Annotated in this window: 19 protein-coding genes; 7 read left to right on the top strand and 12 right to left on the bottom strand. The window is 59.8% G+C overall.

Translation table 11 applies throughout. The annotated features are described in order from the left end of the window. Positions 1–53: 53 nt before the first annotated feature. The 9 genes from rmuC to Q0864_RS07465 form a co-directional block, all read right to left on the bottom strand. Positions 54–1,283, bottom strand: a complete 1,230-nt coding sequence (gene rmuC, locus Q0864_RS07505; protein ID WP_298567456.1) for a DNA recombination protein RmuC — start codon at positions 1,281–1,283, stop codon at positions 54–56. After that, on the bottom strand, positions 1,280–3,145 hold the full coding sequence (mutL, locus tag Q0864_RS07500; RefSeq protein ID WP_298567453.1) for a DNA mismatch repair endonuclease MutL: 1,866 nt from the start codon (positions 3,143–3,145) through the stop codon (positions 1,280–1,282). Before mutL ends, rmuC begins: the two co-directional genes overlap by 4 nt. Before the next feature lie 69 nt (positions 3,146–3,214). Continuing rightward, a complete protein-coding gene (locus Q0864_RS07495) occupies positions 3,215–4,516 on the bottom strand; it encodes a pitrilysin family protein (RefSeq protein WP_298567588.1) in 1,302 nt (433 codons plus the stop codon). Between the two features lie 8 nt (positions 4,517–4,524). Then, on the bottom strand, positions 4,525–5,859 hold the full coding sequence (locus Q0864_RS07490) for a pitrilysin family protein (RefSeq protein ID WP_298567450.1): 1,335 nt from the start codon (positions 5,857–5,859) through the stop codon (positions 4,525–4,527). Positions 5,860–5,993: 134 nt separating this feature from the next. After that, positions 5,994–6,521, bottom strand: a complete 528-nt coding sequence (locus Q0864_RS07485) for a DUF3035 domain-containing protein (protein WP_298567447.1) — start codon at positions 6,519–6,521, stop codon at positions 5,994–5,996. A gap of 53 nt (positions 6,522–6,574) precedes the next feature. After that, complete coding sequence (lspA, locus tag Q0864_RS07480; RefSeq protein ID WP_298567444.1) at positions 6,575–7,045, bottom strand: signal peptidase II; 471 nt, start codon at positions 7,043–7,045, stop codon at positions 6,575–6,577. A 7-nt stretch (positions 7,046–7,052) separates the two neighbouring features. Then, positions 7,053–8,642 (bottom strand): bifunctional phosphoribosylaminoimidazolecarboxamide formyltransferase/IMP cyclohydrolase, encoded by a 1,590-nt coding sequence (gene purH, locus Q0864_RS07475; protein ID WP_298567441.1) that lies wholly within the window; start codon positions 8,640–8,642, stop codon positions 7,053–7,055. A 22-nt stretch (positions 8,643–8,664) separates the two neighbouring features. After that, on the bottom strand, positions 8,665–10,416 hold the full coding sequence (locus tag Q0864_RS07470) for a heparinase II/III family protein (RefSeq protein ID WP_298567438.1): 1,752 nt from the start codon (positions 10,414–10,416) through the stop codon (positions 8,665–8,667). Between the two features lie 118 nt (positions 10,417–10,534). Then, positions 10,535–11,794, bottom strand: coding sequence for a transcription antitermination factor NusB (locus Q0864_RS07465; protein WP_298567436.1), 1,260 nt, complete (start codon positions 11,792–11,794; stop codon positions 10,535–10,537). A gap of 69 nt (positions 11,795–11,863) precedes the next feature. Between Q0864_RS07465 and Q0864_RS07460 the strand changes: the two genes are divergently transcribed. Continuing rightward, entirely contained in the window at positions 11,864–12,067 is a 204-nt protein-coding gene (locus tag Q0864_RS07460) for a DUF1674 domain-containing protein (protein WP_298567434.1), read from the top strand. 20 nt (positions 12,068–12,087) lie between these two features. Here the strand turns inward: Q0864_RS07460 and dapB are convergent, their stop codons facing one another. Then, on the bottom strand, positions 12,088–12,897 hold the full coding sequence (gene dapB / locus Q0864_RS07455) for a 4-hydroxy-tetrahydrodipicolinate reductase (protein WP_298567432.1): 810 nt from the start codon (positions 12,895–12,897) through the stop codon (positions 12,088–12,090). A gap of 94 nt (positions 12,898–12,991) precedes the next feature. Here dapB and rbfA point away from each other — a divergent pair, with 94 nt between their 5' ends. Together rbfA and truB are read left to right on the top strand one after the other, a co-directional pair. Further along, positions 12,992–13,423, top strand: coding sequence for a 30S ribosome-binding factor RbfA (gene rbfA, locus Q0864_RS07450; RefSeq protein ID WP_248364856.1), 432 nt, complete (start codon positions 12,992–12,994; stop codon positions 13,421–13,423). Next, the gene (gene truB, locus Q0864_RS07445; RefSeq protein WP_248364855.1) at positions 13,423–14,328 is read left to right on the top strand and encodes a tRNA pseudouridine(55) synthase TruB; all 906 of its coding nucleotides are present in this window, start codon (positions 13,423–13,425) and stop codon (positions 14,326–14,328) included. Before rbfA ends, truB begins: the two co-directional genes overlap by 1 nt. On the opposite strand, the gene deoA is transcribed toward truB, so the two are convergent. After that, the gene (gene deoA / locus Q0864_RS07440; protein WP_298567430.1) at positions 14,318–15,625 is read right to left on the bottom strand and encodes a thymidine phosphorylase; all 1,308 of its coding nucleotides are present in this window, start codon (positions 15,623–15,625) and stop codon (positions 14,318–14,320) included. The genes truB and deoA overlap by 11 nt on opposite strands. A 93-nt stretch (positions 15,626–15,718) precedes the next feature. Between deoA and Q0864_RS07435 the strand changes: the two genes are divergently transcribed. Continuing rightward, entirely contained in the window at positions 15,719–16,225 is a 507-nt protein-coding gene (locus Q0864_RS07435) for a DUF1643 domain-containing protein (protein ID WP_298567428.1), read from the top strand. A 34-nt stretch (positions 16,226–16,259) separates the two neighbouring features. On the opposite strand, the gene Q0864_RS07430 is transcribed toward Q0864_RS07435, so the two are convergent. Further along, positions 16,260–17,558, bottom strand: coding sequence for a calcium-binding protein (locus Q0864_RS07430; protein ID WP_298567426.1), 1,299 nt, complete (start codon positions 17,556–17,558; stop codon positions 16,260–16,262). A gap of 180 nt (positions 17,559–17,738) precedes the next feature. On the opposite strand from Q0864_RS07430, the gene Q0864_RS07425 reads away from it, so the two are divergent. The 3 genes from Q0864_RS07425 to Q0864_RS07415 all read left to right on the top strand — a co-directional run bounded on the left by Q0864_RS07425 (position 17,739) and on the right by Q0864_RS07415 (position 19,360). Beyond that, positions 17,739–18,071 (top strand): DUF5665 domain-containing protein, encoded by a 333-nt coding sequence (locus Q0864_RS07425; protein WP_298567424.1) that lies wholly within the window; start codon positions 17,739–17,741, stop codon positions 18,069–18,071. A 156-nt stretch (positions 18,072–18,227) separates the two neighbouring features. Beyond that, on the top strand, positions 18,228–18,497 hold the full coding sequence (gene rpsO / locus Q0864_RS07420; RefSeq protein ID WP_260517468.1) for a 30S ribosomal protein S15: 270 nt from the start codon (positions 18,228–18,230) through the stop codon (positions 18,495–18,497). A 143-nt stretch (positions 18,498–18,640) separates the two neighbouring features. Then, positions 18,641–19,360, top strand: coding sequence for a sterol desaturase family protein (locus Q0864_RS07415; protein ID WP_298567418.1), 720 nt, complete (start codon positions 18,641–18,643; stop codon positions 19,358–19,360).

Below are 19,360 nucleotides of genomic sequence, written 5' to 3'. Positions count from 1 at the left end.
CTCTCTCTAGCGTGTATTGATGTGGAGCTTCAGTTAACACGCGAGTTGAACCCTCACCCCTTCCCAATTGGCACCACATTCTCGGCCCCGTCGGGCAACTCCTCAAAGTCAAAGTTATCCAACCGCGCCGCACGCTTCCCCGCGCGTTCCGCTGCGGTGGTGATCCCCTCGACATCCCGACGCGCCTGATCGAAATGCGTCTCCAGCTTGCCCGCGCGTTCGACAACAAGCTCCACGTCGCGGTGGAGGTTCTTCAGCATCTTGCGGATCTCGCCCGCCTGTTCGCGCATTCGGGCATCTTTCAGGATCGCCCGCATCGTGTTCAGGGTCGCCATGCACGTCGTGGGGGACACGATCCAGACACGCGCTGCGAACCCTTCACGGACCAGTTCGGGGAAGTTGGCGTGTAGCTCGGCATAAACGGCCTCGGACGGCAGGAACATCAGGGCGCCGTCTGCGGTTTCGCCTTCGATGATGTATTTGTCGGAGATCGCTTTGATGTGCGCCTTCACCGCGACCTTCATCGCCTTGGCGGCCTCGTTCAACTCGTATTGAGTGTCGGCTTTGCGCAGCGCCTCATACGCCTCCAGCGGGAACTTCGAGTCGATCACGATCGGTCCCGGCGGGTTGGGCAGGTGGATCAGGCAATCGGCGCGTTTTCCGTTGGACAGGGTCTGTTGCAGGTCATAGCTGTCTTTGGGCAGCGCCTTGGACACGATGTCGTGCAGCTGTATCTCGCCAAACGCGCCGCGCGTCTGCTTGTTTGACAGGATGTCCTGAAGGCTTAACACATCGCCCGACAGCCGCGTGATGTTGTCCTGCGCTTTGTCGATCACCGCAAGGCGTTCCTGCAACTGGGTCAGGCTTTGGGTGGTTTTCACCGTGTTGCCCTGAAGGTTCTCTTTCATCCGTTCCTGCAGCTCAGACATAGAGCGCGCGGCTTTCATCGCGTTCTCATGCAGCCGGTCGTTCATCTGCTGCTGCACATGGGCCAGACGCGTTTCCATCGCCTGCAACACCTGCGCTTGGCCCGTGGACTGAGCATCCGATACCGTGCGCAACCCGCCCGACAGCTGATCCTGCCCCGCGCCCAGCACCTGCACTGCCTGACCAAGACCGCCCATATCGCGGGCAAGGTCTTGGGCCACGCGTGCCGATTGCCCCGCCCGGCGCACCACGACGATCAGCAGGACGAACATCAACACGGCCAGCACTGCCGCGCCGATCACCAGAAGGGTTAACGGGTCCGCGAGGTTGTAGGTTGTATCACCAATCTGGATCATGTGCGGCCAAACAGCCTTTCGATGTCTGCAAGTTTCAGTTCCACGTAAGTGGGGCGGCCATGGTTGCATTGGCCGGAATGGGGCGTCGCTTCCATTTCGCGCAACAGAGCATTCATCTCTTCGGGGCGCATCCAGCGGCCAGAGCGGATCGAGCCGTGGCAGGCGACGCGGGACAACACGGCCTCGACTTTGGCTTGGACCTTGTTGCTGTCGCCCAGATCAGCCAGTTCGTCCAGCACGTCCTTGATCATTTCTGTGGCGTTTATTTCACCCAGAATGGCTGGGGTTTCGCGCACGGCGATGGCGTCACCGCCGAAGGATTCAATGACAAGCCCCATATCGGCTAGAGCGTCGGACACTTCCAACAGGCGTGCGACGTCACCGGAGGACAGTTCAACAATTTCAGGGATCAGAAGCGCCTGACGCGCGACACCGTTTTCGGCCATCTGGCGCTTGAGTTTCTCATAAACTAACCGTTCGTGGGCCGCGTGCTGATCAACAATCACCATGCCGGTTTCGGTCTGTGCGATAATGTAGTTCTCGTGCACCTGCGCGCGGGCGGCGCCAAGGGGCAGTGCCTCTTGCGGGGCTTCGATATCCGGCTCGACCACCGGATCGAAGCGGGCGGAGGGCGTGGACATCTCGGCAAAGCCCGGCATGTCAGAGCCGGGGGGTTGCGTAGCATAAGCCTGCCGTATCGCGCCCGCGCCGGGGCGGTCCATTTGATAAACGCGCGGGCCGGCTGGCTCAGGGCGCATCGCGCCCAAAGTCGCCCCCGCGACAGTCGTTGACGCACGATGCCCCGCGTTTGCCAGCGCATGGCGAAGGCCGGATACGATCAAGCCACGCGCGATACCGGGTTCGCGAAACCGCACCTCGGATTTTGCCGGATGCACGTTCACGTCCACCAGATGCGGGTCGCAGGATACGAACAGCGCCGCCGCCGGATGCCGGTCACGGCTGAGGAAATCGAAATAGGCCGCGCGCAATGCGCCGGTCAGCAGCTTGTCCTTTACCGGGCGACCATTAACGAACAGGAACTGCGCCACCGCAGCTCCACGCGAATAGGTTGGAAGCGCTGCAAACCCCGTCAGGCGCAACCCGTCGCGTTCGGCATCAATCTGGATCGCATTATCCAAAAAATCGCGCCCAAGGATCGACCCAAGTCGCCCGCCCAGCGCATCGAACATATCGCCGGTTTCGGGGTCGGCGCGGAAGGTCACGCGCCCCTCACCGCCCCCCGACACATCGCGCAGGGTGAAGCCCACATGCGGTTCAGCCATCGCAAGGCGCTTGATCACATCGGTGATCGCCTGCGCCTCGGCCCTATCGGTGCGCATGAATTTCAGCCGCGCGGGTGTTGCGTAAAACAGGTCGCGCAGCTCGACCACCGTGCCACCCGACAATGCGGCGGGTTTGACCGCACTTGTTTCGCCCCCTGTCACCCGGATCGTGGCAGCATCAAACCCATCGGCCCGCGAAATGATGGTCAATCGACCAACCGACCCGAGCGACGGCAATGCCTCGCCCCGGAAGCCGAAGGTGTGAATGTCCAGAAGGTCCGAGCCGTCGATCTTCGACGTCGCATGGCGTGACAGCGCCAGCGGCAAATCCTCGGGCGCAATACCGCAACCATCATCCGTGACGCGGATCAGTGTCTTACCGCCATCGGCATAGGCTACCTCGACCCGCGACGCGCCGGCGTCCAGCGCGTTCTCAACCAGTTCTTTCACAGCGGATGCGGGGCGTTCCACAACCTCACCGGCCGCAATCCGGTTGATTGCGGCGTCATCCAACTGTCGGATCATCGGGCGGCGATCAGAGACGCGCGCCGGGCTTATATGGGGGTTATCCTCGGGCATACCACAAAACCTAGCATATCCCGCGCCGATTCGACCATTGCGAATTCATGTCTTCACTTGGCCGTTAGGTCAGTTTGCAACGACCCCTTCGGGCTGTCCCACCACCACGAAATGCAGCGCGTCCGGGTCATAGAGACGCGCCGCCACCCGATTGGCCTCTTCCAATGTCACCGCCATCACCCGATCGTTGCGCGTGGCGATATAATCGACGGGCAGGCCCTCCATCTGCATCGAGACCATGATGTTTGCGATGGTGGCGTTGCCATCGAACCGCAACGGGTATGACCCGGTCAGATAGGTTTGCGCGGCTGTCAGTTCGTCTTGCGTGATGCCGTCTTCGGCGATCTTTTTCCATTCGGCGCACACGACCTCTATCGCCTCGCCCATCGACCCGTTCTGGCTGGAAAAATGGCCCATTATGGTTTCCGACAGATCGGCAGGGATCAGGTAGCTGCCGATACCATATGTCAGGCCACGCGCCTCTCGCACCTCTTCCATGAGGCGTGAGTTTGACCCCAGCCCGCCCAATATTTCGTTCACCACATAGGCGGCAAAGAAGTCAGGATCCTCGCGGGCGATACCGATCTGGCCAAAACGGGCGACTGACTGAGGGGTGTCAAACGGCACCACGGTCGTGCCACCGGCCAAAGCAAAATCAGCGCGTTCCGGAAAAGGAGCGCCAGTTGCCGGCAGGCCATCAAACAGCGCCTCAAGCAGCGCCGAAAGGTCGGTCGCAGTGATATCACCGACGGCTGCCACATAGATGCGGTCCATGGCAATCGAGTCAGCCAGCGCCGCCATCAGATCGTCGCGTGTCAGCGCCCCGACACTGTCTTCGGTCCCGGCATCGTAGCTGCCATAGGGGTGGTCGCCATAAGCCAGTTTGCTCCAGGTATTGCCGGCAATCGCGTTGGGATCGGTCGCGCGCGACGACAGGTGCGACAAGATTTGCCCACGCACCCGTTCGATCGCGTCGGCATCAAAACGCGGCTGGGTCAGCGCTGCATGCAAAAGCGCCACCGCATCATCCCGATTTTCAGTTAGAAACTGCGCGGACACTGTTACCGCGTCACCATGGGCGTCGAACCCGAAAGAGGCGGCAAGGCTTTCGCGGGCTTCTGCAAAGCCACGTGCATCCAGATCCGCCGCGCCTTCTTCAAGCAGCCCCATCATCATATTGACGGCCCCGCGGGCGCCCTGACGATCCAACGAGGTGCCGCCACGAAAGCGGATTTCTAGTGCGGTAAACGGCAGGCTGTGTTCTTCAACCAACCAAGCGGTGATCCCGGATGGGGTCGAAACCTCTTGAATGGCGATTTCAGCGCGAACGGGCGCTCCGAAGGCAATCAGGGCGGCAATGCCAAGAACCAGATGTTTCATCACATTTCCTCTCCACCTTCGGGAACCAGCCAGCCGGTGACTGACTTGCGGTCGTCAAACAGCGCCCGTGCTGCGGCCATCACATCATCCGGCGTCACCGCCTGCAACACGTCAGGCCACGCCTGCACATCCTCTATCGTCAGACCAGATGTCAGTGCCTCGCCATACCGTTGTGCCCGCGCCATTGCGTCGTCCTGGGCATAGATCACACCAGCGCGGATCTGAAATTTGATGCGCTCGAACTGAGCTTCATCAATGCCAGCCTCCAAAAAGGCGGAAATCTCGCGGTCAAGTGCGTCTTCGGCATCAGCCAGCGAAACGCCCTTTGCAGGCAACACAACAAGCGTGAAAGTGGTGTCATCCAATGCGACCGGGCTGTATCCCGCCCCGGCATAGACAGCGATCTGTTCGTCGAACTGAAGCGCGCGTCCAAGGACCGATGTGGCCCCACTGCCCCCCAAAATTTCTGCCAGATAGACCAAGGCGGCGGCGTTTTCCTGCGCGCCGGGATCGCGTTCAGGAGCTTGGTAGCGACGCATCAGGAAGGGCTGGCTGACGCGTGGATCTTCATATCTCAGACGCCGTTCGGCGAGTTGCGGTGGCTCGACTAGTCGGGACCGCTCGGCCAAATCGACGGTGGGTTCCAGCGGGCCATAATGCGTTTGAGCCAGCGCGCGAACCTCCTCTGGGGTTACATCGCCCGCAACGACCAGTACGGCATTATTGGGCGCATAAAACCGCTGGTAATAGGCAAGAGCGTCCTCACGCGACAGGTTCACGACCTCATGGCGCCAGCCGATCACAGGCGTGCCATAAGGGTGGTTCAGAAACGCAGCGGCGTTCAATTGCTCGCGGAACAAGGCCGATGGCTCGCTATCCGTGCGTTGCGCGCGTTCCTCCAAAATCACATCGCGTTCGGTGGCGATATCGTCTTCTGACAGGCGCAGATTTCGCATCCGGTCAGCTTCCATCTGCATCATCAACCCCAACCGGTCGGCTGCTACGCGCTGGAAATAGGCGGTATAGTCCTGCGATGTGAACGCGTTGTCAGACCCCCCGTTTTCTGCCACGACTCTGCTGAATTCGCCCGCTTCCATGTTGTCGGTCGCTTTGAAAAGCAGGTGCTCCAGAAAATGGGCGATACCCGAGACGCCCGGTGTTTCATCCGCGGCCCCGGCCCGATACCAGAGCATCTGAACAACAACCGGCGCGCGGTGGTCTTCGATCACGACAACCTCCAGCCCGTTGTCGAGCGTGAAGTCGCTAACCAACTCTTTCGCGAACGCAGGGCCAACAAGGCCAAGCGCAACGCATGCACCTATCAGGAAACGCATCGATTTCTCCTTACCATTCCCGTTAAAACTACGGGCATCAGCGCGGGCTTCAAGCCCGGGCAACGGATATGTGAACAGGTGGCGACGGGGGTTTAACGCCGTCCAATTCAAAAAGCGGCCACTGGCCCCTTCGCTTATTGCGCGACAGCCGGATTGGGCGGTGCGGCCGGAGTCCACAACCCAAGTCTGCGCAACCGTTCCAGTTCGCGATGCTGGTCAAGTTCCATCGCTTCATAGGCGCGGTAATAGACATTCACGTTGAACAAACGCTCTAACACCTTGCCACGATTGTTGCTGCGCCATTCAAGGTCCTCAGCCGCCAATTGGTTGCGAATACCAGCAGCGACACCATAACGGCTGGCGGCGGCAACCAAAGCGCCTTCCCCACCCCGCAGCCCGGTATTGCGAAGTTGCCCGCCCAGTGCGGCAACAGCGTCTTCATGCGGCGTTGGGTCGGTGATGTTCTTCCCACCCGGCGTTGGCGCCGGCAGCGCTTGATAGCTTGGCGGTTCTTGCAGCGGCTTGGTTGGCAGAATCGAAAACTCGTCAGGTCCACCTTGCGTGGACTTGATGTTCATCAGCTTGGGATCGTTGCCAGAACAGGCAGAGACTATGATCGCAGCACAAAGTGCGGTCAACGGCTTGATGAATGTAGTACGCATGTGACGCAAAACCCTCGTTTCCTACCGCTTCTTAGCCCATCTGGAAACGCGCGTCACGGGGTCTTGTGCGAAGACGAGAAGAGAACCAGACCAATGGCGCCTGCAAATACGAAAATGTCAGCAACGTTGAAGGAAAACGGGTTCTGAATGCCGCAACAGGACATGTTCAGAAAATCGACCACCGCCCCGTAATAGATACGATCAAGGACGTTGCCCAGCGCGCCACCAACCAATAGCCCAGCGGATATATGTGCCAGTCGGCCAAGCTTTTCGCGGCGAACCCAGATGACGACCCAAGCCGAGATCACAAAACTAAGCGCCACCAGCACCCAACGCATGGCCGCGCCGTCGGACCCGAACAGGCCGAAATTGATGCCCGTGTTCCACGCCATTTGATAGACCAGATAGGGCGGCCAGACCTGGACCACGCCGACGCGGTCCAGATCAAGCACGTAGAGCGCATGATACTTGCTGCCCTGATCAAGGGCGAAGGCCAAAACGGCAGCTATCAGAATCACACGCATCGTCTGATCAGTGCCGGAAGTGGCGCATGCCGGTGAACACCATGGCAAGGCCCGCGTCATTGGCGGCGTCGATCACTTCGTTATCGCGCATTGAGCCGCCGGGCTGAATGACGCAAGTTGCGCCCGCTGCAGCGGCTTCCAGAAGGCCGTCGGGGAACGGGAAGAATGCATCCGATGCCACGGCCGAGCCTTTGGCAAGGCTGTCAGCCAATCCCAGTTCGTCCGCCATCCGCTGAGCCTTGGCGGCGGCGACATTCGCGCTGTCCAAGCGGCTCATCTGCCCTGCGCCAACACCCACAGTTGCCCTGTCTTTCACATAGACGATCGCGTTGGATTTGACGTGTTTGCCGACCTTCCAGGCAAACAGCAAATCGCGCATCTGCTCTTCGGTCGGCGCTTTCTCGGTCACAACCTTCAGGTCGTCCATGCCGACATAGCCCACGTCCTTGTCCTGCACCAGAAGACCGCCGGAAACCTGCTTATAAGCGGTCATCGGCGCGCGGGGATCGGGCAGACTATCCGTCAGAAGAAGGCGCAGGTTTTTCTTGGCGGCAAAAATCTCGCGCGCTTCATCAGACGCGCCGGGGGCAATCACGACCTCGGTGAAAATCTCGGTGATCTTGGTGGCGGTTTCCGCGTCCAGCGGCTGGTTTAGCGCAACAATCCCACCAAAGGCCGAGGTGCGGTCGCAGTCGAACGCCTTCTGATACGCCTCGGCCAGTGTCGCGCCTTGGGCCACACCACAGGGGTTCGCGTGTTTGATTATCGCCACGGCGGGGCTGTCTGCCGGGTCAAACTCCGCCACCAGTTCAAACGCGGCGTCGGTGTCGTTGATGTTGTTGTAGCTGAGTTCCTTGCCCTGCAACTGCTGGGCCGTCGCCACACCGGGACGGTTTGAGCCATCAGTGTAGAATGCGGCCTGTTGGTGGCTGTTTTCGCCATAGCGAAGCGTCTGTTTCCACTGGCCCGCAAAGGCGCGCCGATGAGGCGCTTTCAGTTCAAGTGCATCTGCCATCCAGTTCGAAACAGCCGCGTCATATGCTGCCGTGCGCGCATAGGCTTTCTGTGCCAGTTTCTTGCGGAATTTCGGGCAGGTCGACCCACCATGCTGGTCCAGATCCCCCAGAAGCTTGGGGTAATCTTCAACATCCACCACGACGCTCACAAACGCGTGGTTCTTGGCCGCAGCGCGAATCATCGCGGGGCCGCCAATGTCGATATTCTCGATGCAGGTGTCATAGTCGGCGCCCGAGGCAACGGTTGTCTCGAACGGGTAAAGGTTCACGACCAGCAGGTCGATGGCCCAGATGCCGTGTTCTTCCATCGATGCAAGGTGTTCGTCATTGTCGCGCAGGGCCAAAAGGCCGCCATGCACCATGGGATGCAGGGTTTTAACGCGACCATCCATCATCTCGGGAAAGTCTGTAACATCAGCCACGTCCTTCACGGCCACACCTGCTTCGCGAAGGGCTTTGGCCGACCCACCAGTCGACAGGATTTCAATCCCGCGCTCTTCCAGCGCTTTACCCAGATCAATCAGGCCGGTCTTGTCGGATACGGAAATCAGCGCGCGGCGCACGGGATGAAGGTCGGTCATGGCTCTTTGGCCCCCTTGGCGTTTAACTTGGCAGCTCCGCCGCGTCGCCGCCTTCAAGGTCACGCAAAACCGAGGGGGTTTCCTGCGCCTTAGCCAGCGTCCAGCGGATGCGTGTCGCATAATCCATTGCGACGCCAGATAGAACCACTTGTTTTGTTTTCCGCGGCTTCAAACGCGTCTTTTCTAAGTAAACGCTGCTTTCCAGCGCCAATTCGCCGCGGCCGTCGAAGCGAAACACCCATATTTCGCCGGACCGAAGCGCCATCGACACGGCCGTTCCACCCAGATCAAGCGCCGCATCGACATCGGGGTGCAGATGGAATCGCACCGTGAAGGGGATGCCCTGAAGCGACACTTGATCCATGGCGCGGTCAAATCTGGCTTGATCGCTGTCGCTTACGGCAGCCAACGTATCCTCGCCTGATACGTCGCGCCCGTCGGTGGTCAGTTCAATTCGGCGCATATGGGTCAATCCATGGCTTGGGGTATAGCCATCATGTGCCGCGACCACCCCGGTGGCGTTCTGTTCCACGACTTTCTGAAGGTGAACCTTCTGCGGCGTTGCGGTCAGAAAAATCTTCTCGCCCGCGCCAAAGTGCTTCGACGCCCCCAAACGTGACGACGACACGCCGGCAAGCCCCAAGACGGAATGCGAAGGCGTCGCCCGCCCAGCCTTGCGCCATTCTGCGCCGAAATGAGCGCCAGAGCCGCAGTTCACGACCAATGGCCGCCGCCCCGATGTTAGCTCAAACGCCAGCGTCGAGGCATGTGCATTAGCAGAAGCCGCACCGCGCGGTGGGCGTGCCGTGTCGATGATCAAGCTCGTGCGACCTGCGCCTAAGCGCGTATAGCCCATCGAAAGACCCGCATTTGCCGCCGCCCGGACACCGGACGTGGCCAGTGCGTGATCCAGCCGACCTTCCAGTCCGCGCCCACCACCGTGGAAACGGGCCAACCCACCATCCGCGTGGCGCAAAGTGCGCAAGGTCGGGGCGATGCGTTCAATGGCCGCGATATGCGCGCCAGCCGCTTGCCGACCACTTTCCGAGAGAGCCATGGCCGCCCAGTTGAGCAATGTGAAGACATCCAGCAGCTCTTCTGGATTGCGCGTGGGAATGCCACCTTCCGCATCAATCTGATCGGCACATTCCCGCGCAAGCGCCTTCACCGCCGGGTCCACACGGGCCTCCATCCCCTCAAGGCTGAGCCCTGCATAGATCAACCCGGTCAGCGCTTCGAACCGGGGCAAACCGGGGGTGGCTGCCTGCCAGCGACGTGACAAAAAGATGGTCTGCTGCCCCAAGGACCGAAAGAAGGCATAGCTCTGATCCGAGTTCATGCCTGCGATTAGGAAAATGGCGTGATTGATCCAGCGGATCAGCCGACGGCCCGTCAGGTCGGGCGTCCACCCGTCACCACCCCCCCGGCCAAACAAATCGATCCATTCCAACATCCAGGCTTGCGCCCGCTTGCGCGCATCCCCGTCGCCAACGCTGGCAAGATCATCAAGCCAAACAAATCCTTGAATTTCTTCGGCAAATTCCTGACTGGGTGGCGTTGCTGCCCAGATGCTTTGATCAGGCGCATTGATCAGATGCCCCGCAAACAAAAAGTTCCCGGCAATCAGCTGCTTACCACGTGCAAAGGCCCCAATGGTGCGCGGCTCTGGTTGCGATACAAATCCCGTAGCCGACCGCGCACGCGCGGCAAGCTTCGCGTGACAGCGGTTCGCAAATCGGGTTCTGAACCCAGGGAAGCCATCTTGATGCACCACGGGGGAGCCTCGCCTCAAATCATTCAACATGGTTGAACTGGTCGACCCCTCTTTGGGGGCATTGGCGAAAGCATACAGACCCGTTTCACGAGAGTCATCGGAGAATTGCCGGTGCCCCTCAGCCTTTGCGCAGTGCCGTGATGAAGAAGCCGTCCATACCACCCAGATCGGCCCAATGGCTGGGCATGATACGCAGCCCCTCGGGGCCAATCCAGTCAGGGTCTACACCCGGAAGGCGCAGCGCATCCAGATCAAGTTGCACATCTGGGTGACGGCCCAACGCATCGCGCACCTGCTCTTCGCCCTCGTCGATCAGCAGGCTACAGGTGCAAAAGACCAGACGTCCGCCGGGTTTCAAAAGGCCCAGCGCGCGGTCGATCATGTATTCCTGCAACTCAAACAGGCCGGGAAAGTCGCTGCCATCCTTGGCGTGGGGTAGATCGGGGTGCCTGCGGATCGTTCCGGTCGCAGTGCAGGGGGCATCCAGCAGGATTGCGTCAAACTGAGGCTCGTCAAATTCCAGCGCGTCGCCAACGACCAACGTCGCCTCTAGCCCGGTGCGTGCAAGGTTTTCAGCCACGCGCTTCATCCGCACCTCGGACACGTCCAGCGCCGTCACATCCGCCCCGGTCGCCGCAAGCTGCATGGTCTTGCCACCCGGTGCGGCGCACATATCCAGCACGCGGTCGCCCGCCTTGGGCGCAAGCACCTTCGCCGGCAACGCCGCCGATGCATCCTGCACCCACCAATCGCCCGCCTCATACCCGTCCAGCCCGGTCACTTGCCCGGCGTCTTGCAGGCGCACCGAACCCGTCGGCAGCAACGTCCCGCCAAGCCGCTTGGCCAGTTCGGCCGCATCGGTTTTCGCGGTCAGATCAAGCGGCGGGGCAAGCGCCTGAACGGCCTCGATCGCCTCAACCTGCGCCTTGCCATAATCGGCAATCAGCGGTTTGCGCAGCCATTTTGGCAGGCGCGGGACCGGCAAGCTGTCCCATTTGCCCGCCTCGTCCGCGACCTTGCGCAGAACGGCGTTAACCAGACCAGATAGCCGCTCGGTTTCGCGCGTTGCTCGGGTCGCGGCCACAAGCGAGTTCACCACGCCATGTGCCGCGCCACCGGTGCAAATCTCTGCCACACCCAGCCGCAAGACATTCAGCACGCGCGCAGGCGGGCGCTTTTTCAAATGCGGCCCCAACATGCGATCTGACCTGTCCATGTTGCGAAGCGCGAGAAGGGTCAGGCGTTGGGCGCGGGCGCGGTCTTCGGGGACAACTTTGGCCAGCCGTTTCGGCAATGCTTCGGACAGCAAGCGATGCTCGTCCAGCACGTCCCCCAACAAATCCACCGCGATATGTCGCGGGTCCACGGCGTTGCTCATCGGCACCCCTTTGCGTTTCATCTGCGCGCGACCTATATCATGGCACAGAAAGCCACAAGGATCAGGCCCATGTCCGACACGCCATCAAAGCCCCAGACCGAGCAGCGCGACCTGCCGCCCGCCGCCAAGCGCGCCTTGGCCGAAGCCACGGAACGCCGCAAGAAGGCCGACGCCGAAGCCAAAACTCGTCCGACAGAACTCGGAGGCCGCGACGGCCCCGAACCGGTCCGCTATGGCGATTGGGAAAAGAAGGGCATCGCGATCGACTTTTGATCGGCCAGCCACCGCTCGGGTTACAGCCCCAACACATCCATCATGTCGTATTCGCCGGGCTTCTTGCCCTGCCCCCAAAGCGCGGCCTTCACAGCCCCTCGTGCGAAAATCGCACGATCAGTTGCTAGGTGACGCAATACAATACGCTCTCCGGGGGCCGCAAACATCACGTCATGTTCGCCCACAATGTCGCCGCCGCGCACGGCGTGAAATCCGATGTCACCCTTTTTGCGCGCGCCTGTGATGCCGTCACGACCCCGGTCCGAGACCTCGCCCAGATCAACGCCCCGGCCTTCGGCGGCCGCTTCACCCAGCATCAACGCGGTGCCGGACGGGGCATCCACCTTGTGGTGGTGGTGTGCCTCGACAATCTCGATGTCGAAATCCTCGTCCAGCGCCTTGGCCACTTTGCGGGTCAACTGCACCAACAAATTCACACCGAGGCTCATATTGCCCGCGCGCACGATGGTCGAGTGCCGTCCGGCCAGTGCCAGCTTCGCCAAATCATCATCGCTCAGGCCGGTCGTCCCAATTACATGAACGGCCCGTGCTTGTGCGGCGATCTCGGCCATGGCGACAGTGGCGGAGGGTGCGGTGAAATCTATGACCGCCTGCGCTTTGGCCATTGTCTCCAGCGGATCATCGGACACGATGACGCCCAGCGCCTGACCGCCCATGCAGATGCCAACATCATTGCCAACCCAATCATGCCCCGGACGCTCCAACGCACCAACCAGCCGCGCGCCCTTGTTCGCGTTGATTTCACGGATCAACATCTGGCCCATCCGGCCTGACGCGCCCATCACAACAATGCCCGGCAAATCGCTCATCTTTGTCTCCTTCGCTTCATCGCTGTCTAGCGCGCTTGCCCTATCTTGGCAAAGCCCTGTTGCGAAGGCGCGTAATCGGGCATAAATGGCCCCTATGGCAAAGAACCGATTTCATGACACAGCCGGCCCAACGCAGCGACAGCTGCGCATCGCCGAGCTGATCCGCCGGACCCTGTCCGAAGCATTGATGCGTGGCGATGTACACGACCCCGACCTTGGGCGCATGTCGATCACAATTGGCGAGGTGCGCGTGACCTCTGACCTCAGCATCGCCACCGTGTTCGCCCTGCCCTTGGGTGGCAAGGATGGTGATCTGGCGATCAAAGCGCTGGCCCGCAACAAAGGCGAGCTGCGTCGTATCTTAGGCAAAGCGTTGAAGATCAAACACACGCCAGACCTGCGCTTCATGGTGGACGAGACCTTCGACCAGATGGACCACACCCACCGCCTGCTGTCTCAGGAAAGCGTTCAGCGCGACCTGAAACCTAAAGTCGAAGACGACGAGGACGGGTCGGAGGACACCTGATGGGACGCCGCAAAAAGGGGCGGGACATTCACGGCTGGCTGGTCGTGGACAAGCCCGCCGGTGTCAGTTCGAACGCCGTGGTCAACAAAGTCCGCTGGGCGATGGATGCCAAGAAGGCAGGTCACGCCGGCACGCTGGACCCCGAAGCCACCGGTGTTCTGGCCGTGGCGCTGGGTGAAGCCACCAAGACGGTGCCCTACATCACCGACGCGCTGAAAGCCTATGTGTTCACCGTCCGTCTTGGTCAGGCGACCAATACCGATGACACCGAAGGCGAGGTGATCGCCGAAAGCGCTGCGCGCCCGTCGGATGAAGACATTCAAGCTGCATTGGGCCAGTTCACCGGACAGATCATGCAGGTGCCGCCGAAGTTTTCTGCGGTGAAGATCGACGGCGAACGCGCCTATAAACTTGCCCGCGACGGCGAAGATGTCGAAATTGCCGCTCGTCCCCTCTGGGTCGAGGAATTGGTGATGCTGGACCGGCCCGACGCAGATCACGTCACGTTAGAGATGACCTGCGGCAAGGGTGGCTATGTGCGCTCAATCGCGCGTGATCTGGGCGAGGTGTTGGGCTGCCACGGCCATGTCCGCGAGCTGCGCCGCATCTGGTCCGGGCCGTTCGACTGCGACGATGGTGTCAGCCTTGAACTGGTCGAGAAGCTGGCGAAAACAGGTGAGCTGGACGCCTATTTGCGCCCGCTTGAAGAAGGGTTGCAAGATCTGCCCGAGCTTAAGGCAACGGACGAGGGCGCGACCCGTTTGCGCCACGGAAACCCCGGCATGGTGATCGCATCAGACGTAGAATATGGCGACGAGGCATGGGCATCCCACGGCTGTAAGGCTGTTGCCGTCGGTATCTATCGCGCAGGTGAATTGCACCCGTCACGCGTGTTCAATCAATAATATCGCGCACCACCGGCTGCGGCTCAGGCCGGTCGCCAATCGTATAGGCCGCCAATAGCTGAGCCTGCGCCAGATCAGCCGCGTCCTTGCGATCGGCATGGACCACCGCAATCGGGTCACCTTTTTCAACTTGTGTGCCCAGCGGCGCAAGGCGCGTCAGACCAACCGCTGGGTTCACTTTGTCGGACGAGATCCTGCGACCTCCGCCAAGTTCCACTACAGCCAGCCCGATATCGCGCGTCTCGATAGCGTTTACAAAGCCGGTATGGGGGGCCAAAATATCGCGCTGCAATGCCGCCTCCGGCAAATGTGCCGCATAATTCTCGACGAAATCGGAGGGGCCTCCCAACGCCGTGACCATCTGGCCAAACCGCTCCGCAGCGCGCCCATCTTCCAACGCCGCCATCGCCGTTTCCACTGCTTTCAAGCGGTCGGATTGAAGCCCTGCGGTCACCAACATCTCTCCGCACAAGGCAATGACGACCTCGGCCAGTCGAGTATCGCGGCGCGCGCCAGTCAAAAACTGAACGGCGTTCACGACTTCGACCGCATTACCTGCAGCGTCCGCAAGCGGTTGGTTGATGTCCGTCAAAAGCGCATGACACGGCAAACCCGCCGCGCGTGCAACACCCGTGATCGACACCGCAAGATCGCGGGCCTTGTCGAAATCCGACATGAAGGCCCCATTGCCGAACTTGACGTCCATCACCAGCGATCCCAACCCGGCCGCCAGCTTTTTGGACAGGATCGACGCCGTAATCAGCGGGATGCTTTCGACCGTCGCGGTCACGTCACGGATGCCATAGAAGCGCTTGTCCGCCGGGGCCAGGTGAGACGTCTGACCAATGATGGCGCAGCCAACCTGGTTCACGACCTTCGAGAAAAGGCTATTATCCGGCGTCGCGACATAGCCGGGGATGGACTCCATCTTGTCCAATGTCCCTCCCGTGTGGCCAAGACCACGGCCCGAAATCATCGGCACATAGCACCCGCAAGCTGCGACAATCGGGGCAAGCATCAGGCTGACATTATCGCCAACGCCGCCCGTCGAATGCTTGTCGACCACAGGACCGGGCAGATCAGACCAGTCAAACACGTCCCCGCTGTCGCGCATTGCCAAGGTTAGCGCGGCAGCTTCCTGCCGTTCCATGCCGTTCAACAGCACCGCCATTGCAAAAGCGGCAACCTGTGCATCGCTGGCGCTTTCGTCGGATATGCCGCGCACCATCTGGGCGATCTCGTCAGAGTTCAAAACCTGCGCGTCGCGTTTCTTGCGGATGATCTCGGCTATCAGCATGGCATGACCTTTCTGTAAGCTGTCAGTGTCGGCCCTATTGCTCTGCGGCGCAAGCTCTTGCCAAGTCGGCGCGCCGCGTTCAAAAACACGTGCATGATTACGCGAGACTTTCAAAAGGGCGATGCCCATTCCACCGCCATCTATTCGGACTGCGAGAAATACCGCTATCAGTTGACGCGTGTGTGGGATCCAGCGGGCCGCAAAGCGCTGTTCATCATGCTCAACCCGTCCACCGCGACCGAGGTTCAGAACGACCCTACCGTCGAACGCTGTGAACGACGCGCCCGCACTCTGGGGTTCGGGGCGTTTCGGGTGACGAATATTTTTGCCTGGCGCGATACGGACCCACGCAACATGCGGGCCGCTGTCGAGCCTGTCGGAGGAGCAAATGATGCGGCGATTTTAGAGAGTTGCCCCTGGGCGGATCAGGTCATCTGTGGGTGGGGCACGCACGGCGTGCATCTGAACCGCGGCCCTGCGGTTGAAGCGCTTTTGCGCCAAGCAAATCAGCCCGTTTTTCACCTTGGACAGACGAAAGAGGGTCACCCAAAGCATCCACTTTATATCGCATATGCGAAGCAACCAGAGCGATGGTTCTGATACCGGCCACTTCCACGGGACCGTTCGGTTTGCACTAAACCCAGGCTTCTTGCGCGACCTCGACATAGACATCACGCACCGTTGCATTTGGGCTACCTTTCAACAAGGCGACAACCTCGCCGTTGACTGTGACGATACTGTCGTCACCACTTGCCGAGGGATGGACATCAAACTCCATGCTTAAAGCGTCCGTTGCAGGGTCTAGTTGAATGCGCAGGAAGTCCTCGCCAGGGGTGAAATCAGTCACCTCCGCATGTCCCAGACCATCCCCGTCATTCGAATAGAGCCAGAACACATCGTCGCCCGCTCCTCCCGTTGCGGTGTCGGCGCGATCCAAGATCAGGGTGTCATCGCCTTCGCCACCATCCAGAACATCGGCGTCTCCATCAATATGCCAGTCGAAATCATGACGTTCCGCGGCGCTGTCTTCCATGGCATGACCCAAATGGTTGATCACATCATCCCCTGCGCCACCAAACAGAATGTCGGCACCGAACCCGCCATTCAGCACATCGTCGCCAGCGCCGGCCGACAAGACGTCATCATCCGAGCTGTCGTCGTCAGGCTTTTCATGAACACCTCCGAAAAGGCGGTCATCGCCGTCTCCGCCCAACAGAACATCGTCACCCTTACCACCATCAAGATAGGTTTGAAGACTGGCCTGCCCATCCAGCTCATCTTCGCCGTTTCCACCGAAAGCCGCCAACGCGCCCTCGCCTGCAATCACCGTATCGTCGCCATCATTCGCAAACAGATAGGCGGCGCCGTCGCCCGTAGTTAGCGTGTCATCACCATCACCCGCATCCACAACGTCCACGGACATACCATCATCGTCGCGCACAATCGCTGTGCCGTGAAAGTCGTCGATCGACCCGCAGCCGGTGCCGTCAATTCCATCGTTGGCCATGGCGAAATCATCGTCGCCGTTTGTCAGCTTGGTTTCGTCAATGTCGCCAAGAAAGCTTGCCAAATCCTCGCGGCCATAATGCGCATCAGTTTCCGTGCCCAAAAGCTGGTCAAGAAATGTATCGGCCACGTGCGGTGAAGGGCCGTCCCCAAGCCCGGTATTTGGAGTCAGCACGTCGGTATCGCTTCCTGAACTCGCGCCGGGAACAACCTGATCGCCCGTGTTTGGCAGCAAGGCACCCGTTACAGCCGCGTCACCGCTCGCCACATCATCAGTGGCGATGAAATCGCCAACGTCGCGGGTCGGTGTGGGCTCCAACCCGCGTCCGGCATCGTGGTCTTCTTCCGTGTCTGGCGACATGTCGGAAAAGCTGTCAGACAAGAAAGCAACGGGAACAAGTCCCAGAAACAACAATGAAAACAACATTTAACTTCTCGCTTTCCAAAAGCACACAGAACCGAGATCACAACTGCCCAACGGACTAACCCACCGTCGAATGATGCGCGGGAAACATAAGGCATAGCCTATCCCTTGCGATTGTATCGTGAACCACGCAAACTGACAGTGAAAGATAGCGAAGATTTTAGCTTAATCATTTGTTAACAGATGGTTAACATCGATGTGACCAACTCGGACAAAAAGGCAGACGGCATGACGCAAGACAAGCTAAGCGAACGGGAACAAGCGCTTTCCTTCGAGGTTCGTGCGCTGAGAGCCGAGGTGGAGAGGATGAACAACCACCGCTTCATCCGGCTGCATGACAGCCTGATTCAGCTTGGGTTGTTCCAGCTATACCGTGGGCTCGCTTTTGGTCTGGGGTCCGTGCTCGGAGCGACCCTTTTGGTGTCTTTGCTGGCCTTCATGCTAAGCTCGATCGATTTCATTCCCGTGCTGGGGGATTGGGCGCGGCAGATACTGGAAGAAATACAGGGACCCTAATCGCGATACCTTTGCGTTGCTTTTTTCTTTGCGTTCTTCAGGGAATCTTCTTATACGCGCCCATCTGCCGACATTTTGTGGGTGGACTTCTCCATGGGCCTTGCTGGACGACATCCCGGCCTGCGCCATCAACTCTAACCTTAAAAGGAGACCCCGATGTCGATTACACCTGAAGAAAAAGCACGCCTGATCAAAGAGTTCGGAACCAAAGAAGGTGACACCGGTTCGCCTGAAGTTCAGGTTGCGATCCTGTCATCGCGCATCGCGACCCTGACCGAGCACTTCAAAACTCACAAGAAAGACAACCACGGTCGCCGTGGCCTTTTGAAAATGGTTGCTCTGCGTCGTAAACTTTTGGACTACGCCCGTGCAAAAGATGAGGCCCGTTATCAGGACCTGATCCAACGCCTTGGCCTGCGCCGCTAAGCGTTCTCCAAATACCGAGACGAAGGGGCTGCATTGCGGCCCCTTTTTCTTTTTGCGGTAACGAACCCGGCACCTTTACGTGGCGTCTTTCTTGCTCATGCGACCTCCCTTTGGCCATGCTGCTGCGAACAGGGAGGATGGAGATGACCGCGACAATTGCCGTTTTGATCAACATGGGCAGCTTGCACAGGCTGTTTCCATTTTGGCTTGCAGGTGTTTGCGCGCTTGTCGTTGGGTTCTCGCCCTGGCTGCTTCTTGCCATTCTCTATGGTGTCGTTGCGCAGTTTTTCGTCGAATACGTGATGCATCGCTTCTTGTACCACCGAGAACCGCCAACTGATCAAAGCGTGTTCAACGCGCTTTATCGCAGCCATATCGGCCATCATGAATTTCCGAATGATGCCGAGTTTTTCACCGGTGACGACCACTGGTATCCGGTGCGGTTCGGGCTGCTATCGGTTGCCATTCATACCATTATCCTGTGGCCCTTTCTGGGCTTCGGCACCGCCCTTCTGACGGCGTATGTCGCGCTGTTCGTCGGTTCGGTCAGCGCCTACACGTTCTATGAATATTGCCACACGCTGGCCCATTTGAACGTGCCGAAGGGTTGGTTTGGGCAGCGCGTAACACGATCGCATCTGGCGCATCATTTTCAGGATCATAGAGCGACGTTTCACGTCAGCTTTGGCATGGGCTGGATTGATCGCCTGTTTGGGACCAAGCATGACCGCACCGTTGCCCGCGATCGATTTGATCGCAAAACGATGCTGTCGATGGGCATGGACCCCGAAGACCTGCGCCTTGTCACGGCGCGTAAAGCGTTCGGGATCACCAAGGGTCCACGCAACACCCAGCAATCATAG

Source organism: uncultured Aliiroseovarius sp. (assembly GCF_947497285.1).
In the GTDB taxonomy this organism is placed as follows: Bacteria; Pseudomonadota; Alphaproteobacteria; order Rhodobacterales; family Rhodobacteraceae; genus Aliiroseovarius.
The sequence above is the reverse complement of the archived record's forward strand: the minus strand, read 5'-3'. Positions and strand labels throughout refer to the sequence as shown.

Bases quoted from the DNA above. Each gene is read 5' to 3' on its own strand.
- rmuC (WP_298567456.1), bottom strand. From the start codon at position 1,283: ATGATCCAGATTGGTGATACAACCTACAACCTCGCGGACCCGTTAACC.
- mutL (WP_298567453.1), bottom strand. From the start codon at position 3,145: ATGCCCGAGGATAACCCCCATATAAGCCCGGCGCGCGTCTCTGATCGC.
- Q0864_RS07490 (WP_298567450.1), bottom strand. From the start codon at position 5,859: ATGCGTTTCCTGATAGGTGCATGCGTTGCGCTTGGCCTTGTTGGCCCT.
- Q0864_RS07485 (WP_298567447.1), bottom strand. From the start codon at position 6,521: ATGCGTACTACATTCATCAAGCCGTTGACCGCACTTTGTGCTGCGATC.
- lspA (WP_298567444.1), bottom strand. From the start codon at position 7,045: ATGCGTGTGATTCTGATAGCTGCCGTTTTGGCCTTCGCCCTTGATCAG.
- purH (WP_298567441.1), bottom strand. From the start codon at position 8,642: ATGACCGACCTTCATCCCGTGCGCCGCGCGCTGATTTCCGTATCCGAC.
- Q0864_RS07465 (WP_298567436.1), bottom strand. From the start codon at position 11,794: ATGAGCAACGCCGTGGACCCGCGACATATCGCGGTGGATTTGTTGGGG.
- Q0864_RS07460 (WP_298567434.1), top strand. From the start codon at position 11,864: ATGTCCGACACGCCATCAAAGCCCCAGACCGAGCAGCGCGACCTGCCG.
- dapB (WP_298567432.1), bottom strand. From the start codon at position 12,897: ATGAGCGATTTGCCGGGCATTGTTGTGATGGGCGCGTCAGGCCGGATG.
- rbfA (WP_248364856.1), top strand. From the start codon at position 12,992: ATGGCAAAGAACCGATTTCATGACACAGCCGGCCCAACGCAGCGACAG.
- truB (WP_248364855.1), top strand. From the start codon at position 13,423: ATGGGACGCCGCAAAAAGGGGCGGGACATTCACGGCTGGCTGGTCGTG.
- deoA (WP_298567430.1), bottom strand. From the start codon at position 15,625: ATGCTGATAGCCGAGATCATCCGCAAGAAACGCGACGCGCAGGTTTTG.
- Q0864_RS07435 (WP_298567428.1), top strand. From the start codon at position 15,719: ATGATTACGCGAGACTTTCAAAAGGGCGATGCCCATTCCACCGCCATC.
- Q0864_RS07430 (WP_298567426.1), bottom strand. From the start codon at position 17,558: ATGTTGTTTTCATTGTTGTTTCTGGGACTTGTTCCCGTTGCTTTCTTG.
- Q0864_RS07425 (WP_298567424.1), top strand. From the start codon at position 17,739: ATGGTTAACATCGATGTGACCAACTCGGACAAAAAGGCAGACGGCATG.
- rpsO (WP_260517468.1), top strand. From the start codon at position 18,228: ATGTCGATTACACCTGAAGAAAAAGCACGCCTGATCAAAGAGTTCGGA.
- Q0864_RS07415 (WP_298567418.1), top strand. From the start codon at position 18,641: ATGACCGCGACAATTGCCGTTTTGATCAACATGGGCAGCTTGCACAGG.